This is a genomic window from Streptomyces sp. NPDC006207, assembly GCF_040613835.1.
GTDB lineage: Bacteria > Actinomycetota > Actinomycetes > Streptomycetales > Streptomycetaceae > Actinacidiphila.
Window position 1 is genome coordinate 16809 of record NZ_JBEXSX010000041.1, and the last position, 19345, is coordinate 36153.

The window sequence follows — 19345 nt, forward strand, 5'->3', positions numbered from 1 at the left end:
TGCGGGCGGTGTCACCTGCGCCGATCGTGGGACCCGGGCGAACGGCGTGGATGGCGCAACTACGGGCGGCGCAGTGGCAACTGTGATCATCCGCGTCGTCACCGCGTCCGCAGACAGCGTGGATTTCCCTCCGCGCCCGGCGAAAGGGCCGGACGGGTGAATACGGGCCCCCGGGGCCGGGGTACGGGATGCGCATGGAGATGCCGGGTGGGGGCGGAGGGGCGCGGTTCTTCCCCGTCGGGGTGGGCCGAACGGTGTACCAGGTGCCGCGTGGATCCGCCCGCGGCCGGGGTCGTTCCGCCGTCGCGATGACCGGCGGCCGGATCCGCGACGAACTGCGCGCCCTCGCGGCAGCCCCCGGCCCCTGACCAGCCCGCGCGAGCCCGGGCCTAGGCTCGCGACGACGTCGTACCAGCTCGTGCCAGGTGCCGGGCGCCCGCACGGCCCGACCCACCAGCGAAGGGAATCCCATGACGCGGCCCGTCATCATCGGAAGCGAGCGCAGCGAGGTCGGCCTGCCGGCCGGGATGGACGTCCTGCGGCGCGGCGGGACGGCGGTGGACGCCGTGGAGGCGGCGATGCGCCGCTGCGAGGACAACCTCACCGACCACTACGTCGGCACCGGCGGGCTCCCCAACGCGCAGGGCGTCGTCGAGCTGGACGCGTCGGTGATGACGGGCTCGGACCGCAGGTTCGGCGCGGTCGGCGCGCTGCGCGGGTTCCCGAATCCGATCTCGGTGGCGCGCGCGGTGATGGAACGGCTGCCGCAGCACTGCCTGCTGGTGGGGGAGGGCGCGGCGCTGTTCGCGCGGGAGAACGGGTTCGAGGGCGCCGAACTGCTGACCGAGGAGTCCCGGGCCATGTGGCGCGAGCAGCTGCTGACCGCGGCCGAGGCGGTGGAGGGGGAGAACACCCCGGCCGTGGACGGTGACCACCGCTACCGGCGGGCGGCGCTGGAGCTGGTGCGGCGGATGGCGCCGCACGAGGGGCCGTGGGGGACGATCAACATCATCGCGCTGGACGCGCACGGCGAGATGTGCGTGGGCGTCTCGACCTCCGGTTACCCCTTCAAGTACCCGGGACGGGTGGGGGACTCCGCCGTCCCGGGGGCGGGCAACTGGTGCGACCTGCGCGGCGGCGGGGCGGCCTGCACCGGACGCGGCGAGCTGAGCCTGCGCGGCGGGACGGCGCGTACGGTGGTCGACCTGCTGGCGCTGGGCAAGGAGCCCGCCGACGCGTGCCGGGTCGCGCTGGAGGAGGCGGCCGGCCTGCCCGACGAGTACCGGTCCGAACTGCGGGCACTGGCGCTCACGCCGGACGGGCGGCACGGTGGCGCGGCCGGACAGGAGGGCAGCGTCTACGCCGTGATGACCGACGCCTCCACCGAGCCGGAGCTCCGCCCGCGCACGCTGCTCTGAGGGCCGTCCGGGCCTACGGCTGGGGCGCGATCAGTTCCCCGCTGGTCGCGTCCCGGATGGTGATGGCCTCCACCGGGCAGGACTCCGCGGCGTCGACCAGGAGCTCGTCCGGTTCGGCCGTCGGGTGCCTGGGGCAGGACTTGCGGTCGCGGAGCTCGAAATGCTCGGGGGCGATCCCGGCGCAGGAGCCGGTGCCGATGCAGGTCTTGCGGTCCACCTCGATCTGCCAGGTCATGATGCGTGTCCTCCGGTGTCGTCAGGTCCGGTCCCAGATGACCGGCATCCGCTCGGGCCCGCGCAGGGCGACGCCGGACTTCCACACGACGCTCTCGTCCGGTCCGGCGAGGCGCAGTCCGGGCAGCCGGTCGAGCAGGGTGCGCAGGGCCACCTGCAGCTCCATACGGGCCAGTTGGGCGCCCAGGCAGTGGTGAGGTCCGTGCCCGAACCCGACGTGGGAGGCCTCCTGGCGCAGCACGTCGAGCCGGTCGGGGTCGGTGTACACCGTTTCGTCGCGGTTGGCCGACACGGGGCAGACGACCACCGCGTCCCCGGCGCGTACGGTGCCGCCGCTGAGCTCGACGTCGTCCAGCGCGTAGCGGGGCATGCCCGCGCCGTTGCCCAGGGGGACGTAGCGCATGAGCTCCTCGACGGCGCCGGGGACCAGACCGGGGTCGGCGCGCAGTGCCGCGAGCTGCCCGGGGTGGGTGAGCAGCGTGTAGACGAAGTTGGGGATCTGCGAGGCGGTGGTCTCGTGGCCCGCGACCAGCAGGGAGATCGCCAGGACCTGCAGTTCCCGTTCCGACAGCCGCTCGTCGTTGTCGCGGGCGTCGACGAGGGCGCCGAGGAGGTCGTCGTGCGGCGCGGCGCGGCGTTCGGCGATCAGGCCGGCCATGTAGGCCATCAGGGCGTCGGTGCAGTCCTGGACCTCCCGCGGGGTGTACTTGGTGGTGGACAGCAACGCGTCGGACCAGGTGCGGAAGTCGGCCCGGTCGCCGAGGGGGACGCCGAGCAGTTCGCAGATGACGGTGACCGGCAGCGGCAGGGCGAAGTCCGCCACGAGGTCGGCCGGCGCGCCGTGCGCGACCATGCCGTCGGCCAGTTCGGCCGCGATCTGCTCGGTACGGGGCCGCAGGCGTTCGATGTGCCGGGCGGTGAAGGCCTTGGCCACGATCCGCCGCAGCCGGGTGTGGTCCGGGGGGTCGAGGTCCAGGATGCTGCCCTCCAGGCCCCGGTGCGGCCGCAGGCGCGGCTCGTCGCGGTGGACGGCCTCGGCCCGGCTGAACCGGGGGTCGCCCAGGACGGTCCTGACGTCCTCGTACCGGGTGACCAGCCAGGCGGCCTCCCCGTAGGGGAACCGGACCCGGCACAGCGGCTCGTCCTTGCGCAGTTCGGCGAAGGCCGGGTCGACGGTCAGGCGGTCGGCTTCGGTGAAGGGGTAGTTCCGGGGCTCGGTCGCGGCCATGGCGCATGCCTCCAGTGAGCTCGGGGAGTCGGGTCCGGTCCTCACGACGGTCCGCGGGGACGCCGGGGCGCGGCGGGCCGGTCGGCGAGGGCGGGGCGCAGAAGGTGGCACAGGTCGTCGGCGAGGAGTTCCAGCGGGTCGTCGGTGTCGACCGGCAGGCCGCCGGCGATCCAGGCGGTGAGGAACGACCCGGTCTGGAGCACCGCCATCAGGGCCCGCTGCCGTGCCTGCGCGGGGGTGACGCCCTGCCAGCGCCGGGGCGGGGCCGTGAGCAGGGTGACGTAGCGTTCGTGCGCCGCCAGGTAGCGGTCGCGGGCGCTGCCGTCGTCACCGGCCGCGGACGGGGTGGCGGCCAGCAGTACGCGGATGGTCGGCGCGAGCGCCCGCCAGCTCGCCGCCGCGTGCTCCAGCCAGTCGCGGACGCCGGAGCGGGTCCATTCCGGGACGGCGGCCAGCTCGGCGTACAGGCCGTCGGTGACCTGGTACACCCGGTCCGTCAGGGCGGCGATGACCTCCGCCTTGCCGCGGAAGTGCGCGTACACCGTGGCCCGGGTGACCCCGGCCGCGCGGGCGATGTCCTCCATGGTGGCGGCGACGAACGACTTGGCGGCGAAGACCTCGACCGCCCCGTCCAGGACCCGGTTGTGGGTCAGGTGCCGCTGCTGCGCGCGCAGGCTCACCCGCGGTGCGCCCACCGCGGTCGCGGATCCGGCATCCGCCGGCCGGCGACGTTCCATGAGGAAAGTCTACAAAACGACATCAATCTGTACATTTTGTGTACGGCGGCGGTGGGCCCGCCGGGGCCGGTCAGCCGTGGTTGCGGGGGTGGGCGCGGGCGGTGCGCTCGTTGCCCCGTTTGTAGTTGCCGGTCCAGCGGGCCATCACCAGCTGGGCGTCACCGCGCTCCACTTCCTCCAGGAAGCGCTCCGCCCGCTCCCCGCGCAGCACGGCGGCCGTGTGCGCGCCGTGGGTGACGACCACGGTGCCGTCGCCGCGCCGGCGGTAGGAGAATCCGTGAGGTCGGGGCATGGCGGTGAGCGTAGGGCCGGGCCGCGTCCGCGCGACAGCGATTTACGGGGCGTCGCGGGTCACGACGTGCGGCGAGCGCAGGGCCAGCGCGGCGATGTCGTCCTCCAGCCGCCCGCCGCTGTAGTGCACCAGTTCCCGGTGCAGCCGGTCCAGCAGTTCGCGGGGCGTTGCCGGGCTCTGGCGCCGCAGCCAGTCCGGCAGCGCGAAGAACGCCCCGGCGCGGTCGCGGGTCTCGGTGACGCCGTCGGTGTAGAGCAGCAGCTGGTCGCCGGCGGTGAAGGCGTGGGTGTCCACGACGTACGTGTCCCCGATGAGCTCGGCGAGGTTCAGGGGTGGGGAGGCGGCGGTCGGCTCCAGCACCCGGATGCGGCCGGCGTGCATGAGGATCGGCGGCGGATGCCCGCAGTTGAGCAGTCGCAGGCGGCCGCCGCCGTGCGGGATCTCGGCGATCACGGCGGTGGCGAAGCGCTCCGGCAGGTCCGGGCCGGGATAGCCGGAGCTGTGGCGGATGATGCTGGTCTCCAGACGGCGGACGATGCCCCGCAGGTCAGGCTCGTCGTGCGCCGCCTCGCGGAAGCAGCCGCTGAGCGCGGAGGCCGCGCCTACGGCGGACAGCCCCTTGCCGCGCACGTCGCCGATGAGCAGCCGCACCCCGTGGGACGTGTCGGCCACCTCGTAGAAGTCGCCGCCGATGCGCGCCTGCTCCTGTGCCGCCAGGTACAGCGACTCGATCTCCAGGCCCTGGATGCGCCGCGGCAGCGGCCGCAGCAGTACCGTCTGCGCCGCGTCGGCGACCATCCGGGCGTGGAAGAGCGCCTCCTCGCGCTGGATCCGCACGTGGCTGGCGTACGCCGCCGCCAGGGTGACCGCGACGATCGCGGCCCCGGTGTACGGGGTGCCCAGGTCGGTGTAGACGAAGCTCAGGCCCACCATGACCAGCAGGCAGAACGCGCCCAGCAGCACGGTCGGCAGCACCGGCCACATCGCGGCTGCCAGGGCGGGCGCGACGGGCAGCAGGCGGCTGATCGCGATCTCGCGCGGGGTGGCGAACGCCAGGGCGGCGATGAGCACGGTCAGGATCACCGGGGACAGCCAGGGAGCCTCCCAGCGGCCGTCGAGGCGGGCGCGTCGGCGCCGCGGCCATCCGGACATGATCACGAAGCGCATCATACCGGGGCAAAAGAGAAGGAAGGTCGACCTTCCGGCCGGACGGACCAGCCGACCACCCCGGAGCGAGGCCCGGGGTGGTCGGAGGTCGTCAGGGGCGGCCTGGCGGTGGCGGCCCGTGTCAGTCCTGGCCGCGGCGACCCGGCAGGACCTGGATCGTGTCGCCGACGGCGCGCTCACCGGTCGCGTCGGAGGGGACGTTGACCAGGGCGCCCTCGACCACCATCGCCGACGAGCCGCCGCCGTCCAGGTTGAGGGCCTGCACCGCGCCCAGGGACCGCATGAACCGCGCCGCCTCGCCGAGGGTGAAGCCCTCGCTCACCCCGGGCTGCCGCCCGTCCACGGTGACCAGCAGCAGACGGCCCCGCCTGTCGATGCCGGCCATCGTCCGCGGCTGGCGGACGTTGGACCACGCGAAACCGAACGACAGGTCCAGCGGGTCCAGGGTGCCCTCGGTGGCCGCGTCGATGTGGACGCGACCGTCCTCCACCAGGGTGGGCGCCGCGCTCACGATGCTGTCGCCGGGACCGAGCTTGACCTGACGCCCCTCGGCGTCCCGGACGATCTCCCGCACGACCAGCCGCTTGCCGGTCCGCGCGTGCCCGGTCAGCCACGTCGCCGCCGCGCCGGTGCCCTGCAGCACCGTGCCGCGCTCGGGGACGGAGCCGCCGCGGGCGCCGGTGGAGAGCACCGTCCCGTGCGCGTCGAGCACCACCTGCACACCGCTGCCCGTGGGCAGCGGTGTGCGGAAGGCGGGGGTGAACTCCACCAGGTCGTCGGCCAGGGTGCAGGTCGTGTCGTGGCGGGGCTGCTCGGTCGGGACGCCGCCGGGGCGGCCGCAGTTGCGGACCTTGCCCGGCACGCGGTTGATGCCCTGCACCGCGTACCGGGCGGACCCGGCCCGCACGGTGACCGTGGTGGACAGGTCCGCGATCCGCGGCCGCCGCCCGCCGTCGCCGAGGACGAGCGCCGCACGCGAGCCGACCGCCATCGACTCCAGCCGGCCGTCCACCGCGGACAGACCCGCGACGGTGCCCTGGACGCCGTCGGCGTCCGAAGTGATGAAGAAGCCGCCGTTCACCCCGAGCAGCGACCCCAGCCGGCCGGCGACCGCCGAGGTCTTCTCCCGGTCGGCGACGTTGCCGCCGTCGCTCACCTCGACCGACCCGCGCAGCCGCGCCGGGTCCACCACGGCCACGTGGATGCGCTCGCCGTCGGCGGCCTGCCGTCCGTCGTAACCGGTCCACTCCGTCGACGTACGGAAACCGGCGGCCACGACCGCCGCGTTCGCCGGGCCCGCCTCGGCCTGCGTGGCGTACCGGCCGACCCGGACCTGCCAGCCCATCACGCCGCGCGGGGTGTCGGCGTAGGTGTCCCACTCCACCGCCTCAAGCCGCGGCTCGAACCCGGCCTCCCGCAGCCGCGCGGCGGTCGCGTCGGCCCAGGCGCGGTCACCCAGCGGAGCCCACGTGGCGGCGCCCGTCAGCCGGTTGACGGCGGGGGCCTGCACGGTCACCGTCCACACCCCGGCGGCCGCGGGGTCCCGCAGCTCGCCGCTGCGGACCTGCAGACCCGGCGCCACCTGCTGCGTCGTCCACACGACCCCGTGCGCACCGGAGGCGGCGGGCGACTGCGCCCCCGCGACGGCCGGCGGGACGACGGCGACCATGGTGAGGGCTGCGGCGAACACCGCCCCCCTCCGCGCGGCCTGCCCCACCCGGCGCGCCCTGTCGCGCGGTTCGGCGGCTGTGACGGACATTCGCTCTCCTGACGTTGGTTTCCACCGGGCGCCGCCTGGCGCCGCCCGGTCCTTGATCGCCATCCCAGACGCGCACGGGGACGGGCAGCCCACGCGGCGACGGCCCCCCGGGGAACCCTCGGTGACAACCGGGCGCGACCATGGCGAAGTTGCGTGCGGCCGTGCCGCCGGACCCACCCCGGTCGCGGCGGCGGCGCGAGGGCCAGGTAAGAACATGGCGTGACCTTCGTACCCTCCGTCCCCCGGCGGCCCTGATGCCCTCGCTCGACCCGGCGCAGTGGGCCGTGGCGCTGCTCGCCCTCTTCCTCGTCGGCTACTCCAAGACCGGGGTGTCCGGGGCCGGGACGGTGGGGGTGGCGCTGTTCGCGCTGGTGCTGCCGGCCAAGCTGTCCACCGGCGTGCTGCTGCCGCTGCTCCTGGTCGGCGACGTGGTGGCCGTGGCCGCCTACCGCCGGCACGCCGACTGGGGGCGGCTGGTGCGGCTCTTCCCGTGGGTGGTGGTCGGGGTGCTGCTGGGCGCGGTGGTCGTCGACCGGATCGACGACGCACGGATGCGGGAACTCATCGGCGCGCTGCTGCTGCTGATGCTCGCCGTCCACTGGTGGAGCCGGCGCCGGGGTCCGGACGACTCGGTCGCCCAGCACAGGGCCGTCGCCGCGGGCGCCGGGATCCTCGCGGGCTTCGCCACGATGACGGCCAACGCGGCGGGCCCCATCATGGCGCTGTACTTCCTGGCCGTGGGGCTGCCGATGCTGAGCTTCCTCGGCACCAGCGCCTGGTTCTTCCTGCTGCTCAACGCCTTCAAGGTGCCCTTCAGCGTGGCCCTGGGGCTGATCACGCCCGACACGCTGGCCTTCGGTGCGATGGCCGCCCCGGCGGTGCTGGCGGGGGCCGCCGCCGGCCGCGCGACCATCAGCCGCATCAGCCCGAAGGTCTTCGAGCGCGTCACCGTCGCCCTGACCCTCCTCGCGGCGGTACGGCTCGTCACCCTCTGAGCGGTCCGCGTGGCGGGAACGGGGCGTGGCGGCTCAGGTGACGATCGCGGTGATGAGCCGCCGGCAGCGCTCCGCCATCGCCTGCGCGGACTCGCCGGGGTGGTGGATCCACCAGGTGACCAGGGTGCTGACGGTGCCGGTCCACAGGTGCTTGAGCGCGTCGGAGTCCAGCGGGTCCCCGATCCCGCGGGCGGCGAGGAACTCCGCGCTGCCCGCGGCCGCCAGCCCGTCGATGGCGGTGCGGTGGCGCTCGGCCGCCGCGCGCAGCGGACCCGTGGCGGGCAACGTCCGGTCGTAGAGCACGAACCAGGCGTGGCGCTGCCCCTCCAGCGTGGTGAAGATCGCGCGCAGCACGGACAACGGCGTCCCCAGCGAGGTGACGCCCGGGACCAGCGCGTCGGTCAGTGCGCGCGTCAGCGAAGCGGCGACCCGCTCCAAGGCCGCGGCGTACAGCGCGTCCTTGGACCCGAAGTACTGGTACAGCAGGGGCTTGGTGACCCCGACCCGCTCGGCGATGGCCGCCATCGACGCACCGCCGTAGCCACGGCGGCCGAACTCCTCGACTGCCGCGCTCAGCAGTTGCTCCTCGCGCTCGGCGCGGGGCACGCCCTTGGTCCCGGCGGTACGGGTTCGCGCGCTCGTCACGCCCGTGATTGTAGGCAGTGAACTGACCGCGAGGTCAGTTCACCCCACCCCAAGGATGTGACCCAGTGGTAATTTACCCATCGGTCATATCGAGGTGAGGCGAAGGGCGGGACACGCATGACGCGCACGGGCACACGGTCGTGGTGGGGATGGGGCACCGTCGAGGACGCGGTGCGGGGCGCCGAACGTACGGCGCTGACCGGCCGGGTGGCAGGACTGCTCCCGGACGCCGACCTCACCGTCCACCTCCCTCCGGACGTCGCCTCCCTCGCCCTGCCGCCGGTACGGGTCAAGGCCCCGCCGTCGCTGGCCCACCTGTGCTCCCACACCCCGCACGACCGCGCCGCGCACACCCACGGCAAGGCCTTTCGGGACGTCGTCCGCAACCTCCACGGCGACCTGCGCCACGCCCCCGACCTCGTCGCCCGTCCCCGTACCGAGCAGGACGTCGTCGACCTCCTCGACTGGTGCTCCCGCGAGGGGATCGCCGTCATCCCCTTCGGCGGCGGCAGCTCCGTCGTCGGCGGGGTGGAACCCCGCCTCCCCGACGGACGCCCGGCGCTGACGCTCGACATGGAGCGCCTCGACCGCGTCCTGGAGACCGACCCCGTGAGCCGGTCGGCCCGCATCCAGGCCGGCGTGCTCGGCCCGCACCTGGAGGACCAGTTGCGGCCCTCCGGCCTGACGCTGCGCCACTTCCCGCAGTCGTTCGAGTTCTCCACCCTCGGGGGCTGGCTGGCCACCCGGGCGGGCGGCCACTACGCCACCCTCTACACCCACATCGACGACCTGACGCAGGCGCTGCGCGTCGTGACCCCGTCCGGAACCGGCGAGTCGAGGCGACTGCCCGCCTCGGGCGCGGGGCCGTCGCCCGACCGGATGTTCCTCGGTTCCGAGGGAACCCTCGGGATCATCACCGAGGCCTGGATGCGCCTTCAGCGACGCCCCCGGTGGCGGGCGAACGCCTCCGTCCACTTCGCCGACTTCACGGCCGCCGTCACCGCCACCCGCGCCCTGGCCCAGTCCGGGCTCCACCCGTCGAACTGCCGCCTGCTGGACCCCGCCGAGGCACTCGTCAACGCGGGCGTCACCACGGGCGGCAGCGTCCTGATCCTGGCCTTCGAGTCCGCCGACCACCCGTTGGGACCCTGGATGGACCGGGCCCTGGAACTGTGCCGCGACCACGGCGGCCACGTGCCCGAGCCGGCCCGCCACACCGACACCGGCGCGGGCGGCGACGCGGGCGGGGACGGGGGCACCATGACCGACCGGTCCTGGCGCTCGTCCTTCCTCCGCATGCCCTACCAGCGCGACGCCCTGGCCCAGCAGTCCCTGGTCGTGGAGACCTTCGAGACCGCCTGCACCTGGGACCGGTTCGAGGAACTCCACGCGGCGGTCACCCACGCCGCGAACGAGGCGATCCGCACCACCTGCGGCACCGGAGTGGTCACCTGCCGGTTCAGCCACGTCCACCCCGACGGGCCCGCCCCCTACTTCGGCATCTACGCCGCGGGCCGCTGGGGCAGCACGGTCGCCCAGTGGGACGACATCAAGTCCGCCGTCTCCCAGGCCATCGCCGACCACGGCGGCACGATCACCCACCACCACGCCGTCGGCCGCGACCACCGCCCCTGGTACGACACCCAGCGCCCCGACCCCTTCGCCGCCGCCCTCAGCGCCGCCAAGTCCGCCCTGGACCCGGCGGGCATCCTCAACCCGGGCGTCCTGCTGCCCGCGCGCTGACAGCGGCGGTGCTCGGGCGCCGTGTCCGGTCGGCCGGTGGGGAGCGGGTTCACCCACCCCCTGTGGCTCACCCCGTAGGCGCCCTCCCGCGCGCGGTCGGAGCCGTCAACGCCCGATCGGCTCGGGCGGCGCCGCCGGGGCCGGATCGGCGGGCGTGGCGGCCGGGCGGCCGTGGGGGAGGCGGCGTACGGCCGCGGAGGTCATCGGGGCCAGGGCCGCGGCGGCGTACACGACTCCGGCGGCCGCGGCGACCCGGAACCCCCCGATGCGGTCGGCGAGCGGCCCCACGCTGAGCTGGCCGATGGGAATGGCGACGTAGGACAGCAGGTCGTCGAAGGACGACACACGCGACAAGGTGTCGGACGGAACGTGCTCCTGGAGGGAGGTGTCCCAGCCGACGCCCGCGACCGACGAGCCCAGCCCGGCGGTGAAGGCGGCGGCGATCAGCCACGGGGCACCCAGGTGCGCACCGAGCGCGAGCAGGGGCAGCGCGCCGAGCACACCCGCCAGCACACCCAGCCGCAGCAGGTGACGGGCCGCCAGCCGGTACATCAGCGTGCTCATCACCAGCAGTCCGGCGCCGCGCGCGCTGAGCACGAAGCCCCAGGCGGCCTCGTCGGCGAGCTGCCGGGTGAGCACCGGGCCCAGGATCTGCCAGGTGCCGACCTGCACCAGGTTGACCACGCAGAAGCACAGCGACACCGTCCACACCCAGCGGATCCGGCGGTACGCGGCCCAGCCCTCGCGGATGTCGGCGAGCAGACCCGAGGGGCGACGTGCGGCGGTGGGGGCGGTGAGGGACGACAGGCGGGTGAGGCACCCGGCGGCGAGGAGGTAGGTCAGCGCGTCGAAGGCGATGGCCGGTCCGCCGCCGACGGACGCCGCCAGGACGCCGGACAGGCTCGGCCCGAGGATCTTCGTGGCGTTGCGCACCGAGCCCAGCAGCGCGTTCGCCTGCCGGATCCGGTCCCCGGGGACGAGTTCGGGCACGATGCCGCGCAGCGCGGGCGTGGTGAAGGCGGCGAGGACGCCGTTGAGGAACCCCAGGGCGGCCACCGGAAACAGGGCGTACCGCCCGGTCAGCAGCAGCACGGCGACCGCGCCCTGGGTGACGGCCGAACCGAGGTTCGCCGCCACCAGCACCGTGCGGCGCGGCAGACGGTCGGCCGTGGCGCCCCCGACGAGCAGGAACACCAGCAGCGGCACCATGTACGCGGTGAGGACGACACCGAGGTCGCCGAGGCCGGCCGAGGCGTCGAGGACCGCGAACGCCAGGGCGACCGGGGCCATCGCGGTGCCGAGCAGGGACACCGTCTGGGCGGTGAGGAACCAGCGGAAGTCCCGGTACGGCGGAAGGGATGCGAGCACGGGCGGAGTCTGCTGGACGCGCCGGGCGGGGCACTATCGTTTCGGCGGGAGGCGAAAGATGACCTTGTTGCGGCTGAGTCCGCTGGCCCTGTCGCGGTCCCGGTTCGCCCTGTCGCCGCTGGCCGAGACCCTGGCGTCGCTGCTCGTGCTGGGCGCCGGGTACTGCGACCCCTGGCTGGCCTCCTGGTACGACCGCCACCATGGCGTGTTCCGGGCCGCGCTCGACACCGACCCCTTCGCGAAGGGCCTGGTGCGGCTGCTGGGGTCCACGAAGTGGATGCCGGCGCACATCGTCCTGCCGCCGGCGGGAGGCATGCGGACCACGATCGAGGCCGAACTGGCCGAGGTGGCCCGGGTGCCCGACGCGCAGGTGCGCGCCGAACTGGAGCAGTCGGTGGCGCACAGCTGGAAGGAGCACGACCTCGGCTGGCTGACCGGACGCGACTGGGCCGCCAGGACCGCCGAGCTCTTCCGGCGCACCTGGACCGCGCACGTCGCTCCCGACTGGCCGCGCCGCCGTGCCCTGCTGGAGCGGGACGTCACCTACCGGGCAGGGCTGCTGGCCGCCTACGGCTGGCCCCGCGCCCTGGAACACATGAGCCGGCACAGCGCCTGGGTCGGCGCGGACGCGATCCGCTTCAGCCACCGGGGCTCACCGGACCGGGTCGTCGGCGACGAGGGGATGCTGTTCGTACCGGTCGCCGCCGTGTCCCGGGGCACGTGGCTGTGCGAGGCGCCGCCGGCGTCGTACGCGCTGGTCTACCCGGCCCGCGGAGCCGCCGCGGCCGGGGGACGCGCGGAACCCGGGCCCGCTCTGGGACGGCTGATCGGCACCGGCCGCGCGGCGATCCTCCACGAACTGGAGCGCCCCGCCACCACCAGCGAACTCGCCGCCCACCTCGGCCTGTCCCTCGGCACCGTCGGCGGCCACCTGGCGGTGCTGCGGGATGCCGGACTGGTCACCGGCACCCGTGTCGACCGGCGCGTGGTCTACCGGCGCACCGCCTCCGGGGACCTCCTCGCCGGAGGTGCGGACGGCTGAACGAGACACTCCCCAGGCCACGGGGGGAGACCTGGGGAGTGTGCGGAGATCATCGTCCCTCGAACGGCTGTACGTCAAGTCAGCGGCGCCGACGGGTGGTTGGTCCGGGTCTCCCGAACGTCGTCGTCTCCCGAACGTCGTCCGAGGCGAGGGCGGTGATCACCGGACCGGGCAGGGTTGGTACGGTCCAGGCTGCCGGGGGACGGCAACGACGGGTGCCTGGAGGGGAGACGCGGCCATGCGGGGCGCAGGCGTACCGGAGGAAGAGCTCGAGGCGTACGCACGGGTGCTGGGGGAGGTCTCGGGGACGGGCCGGCGGCTGCGGCGGGACGAGCTGGACGCGCTCCGCACCTGCGGCGAGCGCGCGGGCGGCCGGGGGTACGGGCTGCGCGACCTCGTCGGCACCTATCTGACGGCGACCCGCGACGCGTGGGGCTCGCTGCGGGGCGTGGCTGCCGCCGACACCGCCACCGAGGTGCAGCGGGCCGGCGAGGCGGTGCTGACCGCCCTCGACGCCGCGGTGGTCGCGCTCGGCGAGGGCCACGAACGCGCCCAGCGGCTCCTGGTCCGCCAGGAGGAGGCGGCCCGAAGGGAGTTCGTCGACGACCTGCTGTACGGGCGCAGCGACCCGGGACGGCTCGCTGAGCGCGCCGAGCGGTTCGGGCTGCGGCTGGGCCGCGGGCACGCGGTGGCGGTGGCGCGCGGCGTGGACGCGTACGAGGACGGCCAGCCCGCGGTGCGGCGCATCGAGCGGGAACTGGCGGGCCGCTTCGGCGACCGCGACGTCCTGGTGGCCGGGAAGGACGGCCGGCTGGTGTGCATCGCCCCCGGCAGTGAGCGTGCCGTCTTCGAGGCGTTCGCCGACACGGCGCTGCGCCCCGGGCCCGGGTACGGGGCGGCCCGCCGGGTGGCGTTCGGCCGCACCCACTCCGGCACGAGCGGCATCGTGCGCAGCTACGAGGAGGCCCTCGGGGCACTGGACGTCGCCGACCGGCTGCGCCTGCATCCCCCCGTGCTGCGCGCCGAGGAACTGCTGGTCTTCCCCGTGCTGATGCGGGACCGGGCCGCCATGGCCGACCTCGTCCGCACCGTGCTGGGGCCGCTGGAGCAGGCCCGGGGCGGGGCCGGACCGCTGCTGGAGACGATCACCGCGCACGCGGAGGCCGGGCACGTCAACGCGGAAGCGGCGCGTCGACTGGGCCTCGGGGTGCGGACGTTCACGTACCGCCTGGAGCGGATCAAGGTGCTGACCGGCTACGACCCGGGCGATCCGCTGCACCGCTACACCCTGGAGACCGCGGCGATGGGTGCCCGGCTGCTCGGATGGCCCGACCAACCGCTCTAGCGCGGGAGGTTGCTCCGTCAACAGGCCGTCAACAAGGCGTCAAGACTGCCGGGAACCGGCAATGTGTACCGGCCACCTGCCCTGCCAGCATCGTCACGGCGCCGGGAACGGAGCCAGTGCACGAAGCGGGAGAGGGCGGGGATGCCCGTCCTGTTCGGCTTCGCGCTCGTGGGCCATCAGGGACCGGGGGAGCGTCCCGATCGGTGGCTTGGACGTCGACGCCCTCGACGGGGGACACGGGGGTTCGGGGGAGAGGGTGTCGACGCCCACCACGGCGACCACGAGGACACGGGTCTTCGGCGACCCGTCGCCGTCGCCCGCTGTTCAGACCCGCATACGGGCGGAGGCGCCGGGCCGGGTGTAGGCCTGCCGCGGGGCGAGCGCGTCGTGGCCGCCGGCGCAGACGACGACCGCCTCGACGGGCTCGTCGCAGTCGCGGTGGCGGACCTCCAGGGGCGGGCCCTCCGGGTCGGCGGTGTAGCGGTCGCCCCACTGCTTGAGGGCGATCATCGCGGGCCACAGGTCCCAGCCCTTGGACGTGAGCCGGTACTCGTTGCGGGTACGGCTGCCCGGTTCGCGGTACGGGACGGTGTCGAGGATCCCCGCGGCGACCAGCTTGCGCAGCCGGTCCGCCAGCACCGCCTCGGACAGCCCCATGTGACGGCGGAAGTCGTCGAAGCGGCGCACCCCGTTCATGGCGTCTCGCAGCACCAGCAGCGACCACTTCTCGCCGACGAGGTCGAGGGTGCGCTGCACCGTGCAGTTCTCGGTACCGGTCTCCAGCCAGGTCATGCGGTCATCGTAGGCTGGCTTCGGCATTGACATCCAGAGCTGCGGCTGGCTAACTTCGGATGTCGAAGTCAGTAGGTCAGGGAGGACACGTCCAATGGCGAGGTCGCGTACGTTCGAATGGGGGGACCCCAAGGTCTCCGCGGCCGCGGTCGGCCGCACGAGCGGTCTGGAGTTCCTCCGCGACGTGCTGGCCGGACGCCTTCCCGCACCGCCCATCGCCTCGACCCTCGGATTCACCCTGGAGGAGGTCCAGGAAGGCCGCGCGGTCTTCGCCATGGAACCGGGGGAGGAGCACTACAACCCCATCGGCAGCGTCCACGGCGGCGTCTACGCCACCCTCCTCGACTCGGCCGCCGGCTGCGCCGTGCAGTCCGTGCTCCCGGAGGGCATGGGCTACACCTCGCTCGACCTGAACCTGAAGTTCCTGCGCCCGATCACCGTCGACACCGGCAAGGTCCGCGCCGTCGGCACCGTCCTCAACCAGGGCCGCCGCACCGCCCTCGCCCAGGCCGAGCTGTTCGACGCGACGGACCGTCTGCTCGCCCACGCCACGAGCAGCTGCATGCTCTTCCCCGTCCCCGCGCGCTGAGCGGTACGCGGGCCGGGAACGGCGGGCGTCGCCCTGCCGGCTACCCGACCCGGCAGTAGACGCCCTCGCCGCGGCGTCCGGCCTCGCCGGCGAGGTCGGCCACATCGTCCACGATCGCCCGGGCGACGTCCGGGTCGATGACCTCGCCGTCCGCCGCGCGCTGCCCGGCCCACGCCACGGCGACCTCCCACAGCCGGGACGGCTCGGCTAGCTAGGAGGTGCTGGTCCGCCGATGACAGGCCCCTGTCCCACGGAGACACCGAGATACCGGCGTCTCTCACTGAGCTTTGCTGATCAGCGCTGGCGCCTCGCCCAGTGGCCACGAATACGGCACAGCACCAGCGACATGACAGCCAAGGGTCAGTCGGCGTGACGGCGTCTCCTCGGCCGAGGAACGACCGGCAGGTCTTCCGGCAACCGCGACGGTCCTCCCCAGCGCGGCGATCGGGCCCCCGGCGCGGAGGTCAGGCTCTGGTGAGGACGAAGAACAGGAAGCACAGGAATGTGCCGGACTGCTTCTGTGCGAAGACCTCGGGGAAGCGTTCGCGGGCGCCGGCCGCCGGGGCAGGCTCGCTGATGACGTCGATCCGGAAGCCGGCTGCGGTGAAGGCGTCGGTGATCGCGTGCAGCGGCCTGTCCCAGAAGGTCATCAGGTGTTTGGCGCCGCCGAGTTCCCACATCTCGGAGCTGGTGCGAGTCGCGAAGTAGTCAGTTCCGGGCGGGGCCGCCATCTGGCTGACGAAGGGGTGATTGACGGACACGATGAGCCGGCCGCCGGGCTTGAGTACGCGCCGCAGTTCGGCCAGGGCGGTCGTCCAGTCCTCCAGGTAGTGCATGACCAGGGAGGCGACGACGTCGTCGAATTCGGCGTCGGCGAACGGCAACGGGCCGCCCAGCTCGGCGCGTTCCAGTACCACGCCGTCGCCGAGCCGCTGCCTGGCCAGCGCCAGCATCCCGGCGCTGGAGTCGAAGCCGGCCACGAAGGCGCCCCGTGTGCGCAGGTCCTCGGCGATGGGGCCGGCGCCGCAGCCGGCGTCGAGGATGCGGCGGCCTGCCACGTCGCCGGCCAGGTCCACGATCGCCGGGCGCGCGTAGTAGGCGTTGATGAGGCTGGTCTCGTTCTCGGCCGCGTAGGCCTCGGCGAAGCGGTCGTAGTCGTTCGCCGTCTCCCCGGGGCCCGGGGGAGCTTCGACGGGACTGATCCAGGACACCGGGCTGGGCACATGGACGCCCGCCCGTCCGGCGGTCTCTGGAGCTGCGGGTCCGCCGGTCGTTCCGGGGCGGTTCGGCATGGTCGACCTCGTTCGTTGACGGGAGTTGCGCGGATCGGCCAGAGGTCCTCCCCGGCCCGAAGAGCACAGTGGCACCCTGGACGAGTGATTTGGTTTTGTCAATCGCTTGCGTTCCGGTCCTTCAATGGCCTGCCGGCAGTTCAGTAGACTGCCGGTCGTGACCCAACGCCGGCCGGCGACCGACGCGGAGGCCAAGGCACTCGCCTCCGCCCTCCGCCTGCGCATCCTGCGTATCTGCGCGCGGGAGCCGCGCACGAACAAGGAGATCGCGGTGATCCTCGGGCGTGACCCGGCCAGCGTGCTCCACCACACCAGAACACTGGTCCGCACCGGGTTTCTGGAACCACAGGAAGAACGGCGAGGCGCGCGCGGCGCACGGGAGATCCCCTATCTGTCGACGCGCAAGACCTGGCACATCGAGGCCCCCGCACAGGACCGCTCGATGCTCGACGCGTTCCTTGAGGAACTCGCCCTCGTCCCCGCGGCCGAGGCCGAGGGCACCAGGATGGGGCTGCGCCTGCCCCCACCGCAGATGGAGGAGTTCCGCACCCGACTCCAGGATCTGCTGGAGGAGTTCGCCAACCGCCCCGATGACCCTGCCGCGCCTGCCTGGTCGCTGTTCATGGTGGTGCATCCCGACCCGAACCGGCCTTGACGCCGGCGCTGCCCCGCGGCGACCGGCGCCTCGGGCGCCGACCTCCGGAAGACACGGTTCGGGGCCTTCGCCTCCGGTGATGCCCATCTGCCGACTGGCACTGGCGGGCTGCGCAAGCTGTCCGAGAGGAGCACCGAGAAGCCGCGGACTCCGCGGCTGGACGGGCGACGGATACGCGAGGCCGGCGGGGCATGGGTTCCGGTGATCACACCGGACGGCCCGGCCGTGCCCTCAGTCGGCGGGCCGGGCCGCGGGCAGCGCGTGATCGATCAGTACGCGGGCGGCTTCCAGGGCGTCATGGCGGGGGCGGGGGTTGTCGAGGGAGGTCGACAGCGCGGTGCCGCCTTCGAGGAGCACGGCCAGATGGCGGCCCAGCTGCTCTGCGTCTGCGGCACCGGCGCGGGCGGCGATGTCGATGAGCTGCCGGGTGACGCCCTGCTTGTTGTGCCGGACCAGTTGCCGTACGTCGGGCATCGTGCCCGCCGCTTCCACGGCGGCGTTGTGGAGCGGGCAACCGCGTGTGCTCACGGTGCCCGAGGGTCCCTGGGCGGCGTCGGCGATCATGGTGAACAGGGCCAGCAACTGGTCCCTGGGGGTGAGCCCCGCCCGGGTCAGATGCTGCTCGATCCGCTGCGTCAGTCCCGTCTCGTAGGTGCTCAGGTACTCCTGCACCAGCGCCGCCTTGGTGGGAAAGTGCTGGTAGAAGGTGCGCGTGGAGACCTCGGCGGTCTCCACCAGGCGCGCGACGCCGGTGGCGTGGATGCCCTCCTCGTAGAACAGCTGCGCGGCCGCCCGCAGGATGCGCTCGCGCGCCCCCCGGCCGCCGCGGCGCCGGGTACCGGATGTGCTCTCGGTCTCCACGGCAAAAGTATAGCAGTCGCTTTACTTCGAGGGCCGGGCGTACTAGCGTCGAGGAAAGCGATCGCTTTACCTGGCTGGACCGGGGCCTGCGCCGCGCGACGTGGTGTCGCGGCCGCCGGGCGACGCTTTGATCCGCCACGATCGGACATCCGAGAGGCCATGACGATGCGAGCTGTCCAGTACGACCGGTTCGGTGACTACGACGTGTTGCACCTGGCCGACGTCCCCAGGCCCGTGCCCCAGGACCAGCAGGTTCTGGTGCGGCTGGCGATGGCCGGCATCCACCCGCTCGACAACACCGTGCGCTCGGGGAAGATGCCTCCCGGTACGGTCAAGCCCTTCCCGGTCACGGCGGGCAGCATCGGCGTGGGAACGATCGAGGAGCCCGGTGCGCTCGGTCCGGCGGCGGGGACCCGGGTGATGATCAGCGGCGGCCGCTACGGCATCGCGGCCGACGGCACCTGGGCCGACTACGTCGTTGTCGACCCGGCCCACCTGGTGCCCGTTCCCGACGCGATCGACGACACCGGCGCCGTGGCACTGTCCGCGGGCGCCGGTTACCTCACCGCCTGGCTCGCGCTGACCGAACTGGCCGGGTTCCGGCCGGGTGCCACCGTGCTCGCCCCCGGAAGCGGTGGCGCGGTGGGCCAAGGCGGGGTCGAGATCGCCAGGCGGCTCGGCGCGTCCCTCGCGATCACCACCGCGACCTCCACGGCCAAGGCCGAGCTCGCGCGGGCGGCCGGATACGAGGTCATCGACCTCACCGCCGAATCGCTGCGCGACGGTGTCGCGCGGCTCACCGGCGGCAAGGGTGTCGACATCGTGCTCGACGGTGTGGCCGGGCCGATCACCGGTCAGGCGCTGGGCGCGCTCGCCAGGGGCGGGACCCTGGTCAGCATCGGCTACTCGGGCGGAATGCGGGCGGAGATCAACGTCACCGACCTGATCTGGAAGGCGGCCCGGGTGTGCGGCTTCCAGTTCGCCATGTTCACCCAGGAGCAGATCAACGCGGGCAACGTGAAGCTGCTGGACATGCTCGCCCGCAAGGAGATCAATCCCCTTGTCGACCGGGTCTTCCCCCTGGAGCGGGCCGCCGAGGCCCAGCGCCACCTCATCGAGGGGGGACCCTTCGGGCGGGTACTCCTCGCCCTGTGATGCCGCGCAGTACCCGAGCGCAGGACGA

Annotated in this window: 20 protein-coding genes; 8 read left to right on the forward strand and 12 right to left on the reverse strand. The window is 73.7% G+C overall.

Annotated features, from left to right (window positions below):
• The first annotated feature begins 470 nt into the window (after window positions 1-470).
• Window positions 471-1418 carry a glycosylasparaginase gene (locus ABZ312_RS28545; protein WP_500327689.1) on the forward strand — a complete coding sequence of 316 codons (948 nt, stop codon included), beginning with the start codon at window positions 471-473 and terminating at the stop codon, window positions 1416-1418.
• A gap of 13 nt (window positions 1419-1431) precedes the next feature.
• On the opposite strand, the gene ABZ312_RS28550 is transcribed toward ABZ312_RS28545, so the two are convergent.
• From ABZ312_RS28550 to ABZ312_RS28575, 6 genes are all read right to left on the reverse strand, one after another.
• Window positions 1432-1653, reverse strand: a complete 222-nt coding sequence (locus tag ABZ312_RS28550) for a ferredoxin (RefSeq protein ID WP_500327687.1) — start codon at window positions 1651-1653, stop codon at window positions 1432-1434.
• Between the two features lie 21 nt (window positions 1654-1674).
• On the reverse strand, window positions 1675-2880 hold the full coding sequence (locus ABZ312_RS28555) for a cytochrome P450 (RefSeq protein ID WP_500327686.1): 1206 nt from the start codon (window positions 2878-2880) through the stop codon (window positions 1675-1677).
• Between the two features lie 41 nt (window positions 2881-2921).
• The gene (locus ABZ312_RS28560; protein WP_500327685.1) at window positions 2922-3617 is read right to left on the reverse strand and encodes a TetR/AcrR family transcriptional regulator; all 696 of its coding nucleotides are present in this window, start codon (window positions 3615-3617) and stop codon (window positions 2922-2924) included.
• 70 nt (window positions 3618-3687) lie between these two features.
• The gene (locus tag ABZ312_RS28565; RefSeq protein WP_500327684.1) at window positions 3688-3909 is read right to left on the reverse strand and encodes a hypothetical protein; all 222 of its coding nucleotides are present in this window, start codon (window positions 3907-3909) and stop codon (window positions 3688-3690) included.
• 42 nt (window positions 3910-3951) lie between these two features.
• Window positions 3952-5067 carry a PP2C family protein-serine/threonine phosphatase gene (locus ABZ312_RS28570; RefSeq protein WP_500327682.1) on the reverse strand — a complete coding sequence of 372 codons (1116 nt, stop codon included), beginning with the start codon at window positions 5065-5067 and terminating at the stop codon, window positions 3952-3954.
• Between the two features lie 130 nt (window positions 5068-5197).
• Complete coding sequence (locus ABZ312_RS28575; protein ID WP_500327681.1) at window positions 5198-6835, reverse strand: phosphodiester glycosidase family protein; 1638 nt, start codon at window positions 6833-6835, stop codon at window positions 5198-5200.
• 254 nt (window positions 6836-7089) lie between these two features.
• Here ABZ312_RS28575 and ABZ312_RS28580 point away from each other — a divergent pair, with 254 nt between their 5' ends.
• Entirely contained in the window at window positions 7090-7830 is a 741-nt protein-coding gene (locus ABZ312_RS28580) for a TSUP family transporter (protein WP_500439053.1), read from the forward strand.
• A gap of 33 nt (window positions 7831-7863) precedes the next feature.
• Here the strand turns inward: ABZ312_RS28580 and ABZ312_RS28585 are convergent, their stop codons facing one another.
• Window positions 7864-8475, reverse strand: coding sequence for a TetR/AcrR family transcriptional regulator (locus ABZ312_RS28585; protein ID WP_500359066.1), 612 nt, complete (start codon window positions 8473-8475; stop codon window positions 7864-7866).
• Window positions 8476-8592: 117 nt separating this feature from the next.
• Here ABZ312_RS28585 and ABZ312_RS28590 point away from each other — a divergent pair, with 117 nt between their 5' ends.
• Window positions 8593-10218 carry an FAD-binding oxidoreductase gene (locus ABZ312_RS28590; RefSeq protein ID WP_500439054.1) on the forward strand — a complete coding sequence of 542 codons (1626 nt, stop codon included), beginning with the start codon at window positions 8593-8595 and terminating at the stop codon, window positions 10216-10218.
• A gap of 105 nt (window positions 10219-10323) precedes the next feature.
• Here ABZ312_RS28590 and ABZ312_RS28595 read toward each other — a convergent pair whose 3' ends face one another.
• Complete coding sequence (locus tag ABZ312_RS28595; RefSeq protein WP_500327674.1) at window positions 10324-11586, reverse strand: MFS transporter; 1263 nt, start codon at window positions 11584-11586, stop codon at window positions 10324-10326.
• A gap of 58 nt (window positions 11587-11644) precedes the next feature.
• On the opposite strand from ABZ312_RS28595, the gene ABZ312_RS28600 reads away from it, so the two are divergent.
• Window positions 11645-12628 (forward strand): helix-turn-helix domain-containing protein, encoded by a 984-nt coding sequence (locus tag ABZ312_RS28600; RefSeq protein WP_500327672.1) that lies wholly within the window; start codon window positions 11645-11647, stop codon window positions 12626-12628.
• A gap of 238 nt (window positions 12629-12866) precedes the next feature.
• A complete protein-coding gene (locus tag ABZ312_RS28605; protein WP_500327670.1) occupies window positions 12867-13973 on the forward strand; it encodes a PucR family transcriptional regulator in 1107 nt (368 codons plus the stop codon).
• 324 nt (window positions 13974-14297) lie between these two features.
• On the opposite strand, the gene ABZ312_RS28610 is transcribed toward ABZ312_RS28605, so the two are convergent.
• A complete protein-coding gene (locus ABZ312_RS28610; RefSeq protein ID WP_500327669.1) occupies window positions 14298-14765 on the reverse strand; it encodes a winged helix-turn-helix transcriptional regulator in 468 nt (155 codons plus the stop codon).
• 94 nt (window positions 14766-14859) lie between these two features.
• On the opposite strand from ABZ312_RS28610, the gene ABZ312_RS28615 reads away from it, so the two are divergent.
• On the forward strand, window positions 14860-15354 hold the full coding sequence (locus tag ABZ312_RS28615) for a PaaI family thioesterase (RefSeq protein WP_500327668.1): 495 nt from the start codon (window positions 14860-14862) through the stop codon (window positions 15352-15354).
• Window positions 15355-15394: 40 nt separating this feature from the next.
• Here ABZ312_RS28615 and ABZ312_RS28620 read toward each other — a convergent pair whose 3' ends face one another.
• Entirely contained in the window at window positions 15395-15532 is a 138-nt protein-coding gene (locus tag ABZ312_RS28620; protein WP_500327666.1) for a hypothetical protein, read from the reverse strand.
• A 286-nt stretch (window positions 15533-15818) separates the two neighbouring features.
• Window positions 15819-16565, reverse strand: coding sequence for a class I SAM-dependent methyltransferase (locus ABZ312_RS28625; RefSeq protein WP_500439055.1), 747 nt, complete (start codon window positions 16563-16565; stop codon window positions 15819-15821).
• A 238-nt stretch (window positions 16566-16803) separates the two neighbouring features.
• On the opposite strand from ABZ312_RS28625, the gene ABZ312_RS28630 reads away from it, so the two are divergent.
• Window positions 16804-17301: an ArsR/SmtB family transcription factor gene (locus ABZ312_RS28630; protein WP_500327663.1), complete on the forward strand. Its 498-nt coding sequence runs from the start codon at window positions 16804-16806 to the stop codon at window positions 17299-17301.
• Window positions 17302-17532: 231 nt separating this feature from the next.
• Here the strand turns inward: ABZ312_RS28630 and ABZ312_RS28635 are convergent, their stop codons facing one another.
• Entirely contained in the window at window positions 17533-18162 is a 630-nt protein-coding gene (locus ABZ312_RS28635) for a TetR/AcrR family transcriptional regulator (RefSeq protein WP_500439056.1), read from the reverse strand.
• Between the two features lie 159 nt (window positions 18163-18321).
• Here ABZ312_RS28635 and ABZ312_RS28640 point away from each other — a divergent pair, with 159 nt between their 5' ends.
• Window positions 18322-19317: a quinone oxidoreductase family protein gene (locus ABZ312_RS28640; RefSeq protein WP_500439057.1), complete on the forward strand. Its 996-nt coding sequence runs from the start codon at window positions 18322-18324 to the stop codon at window positions 19315-19317.
• The last annotated feature ends 28 nt before the right edge of the window (window positions 19318-19345 follow it).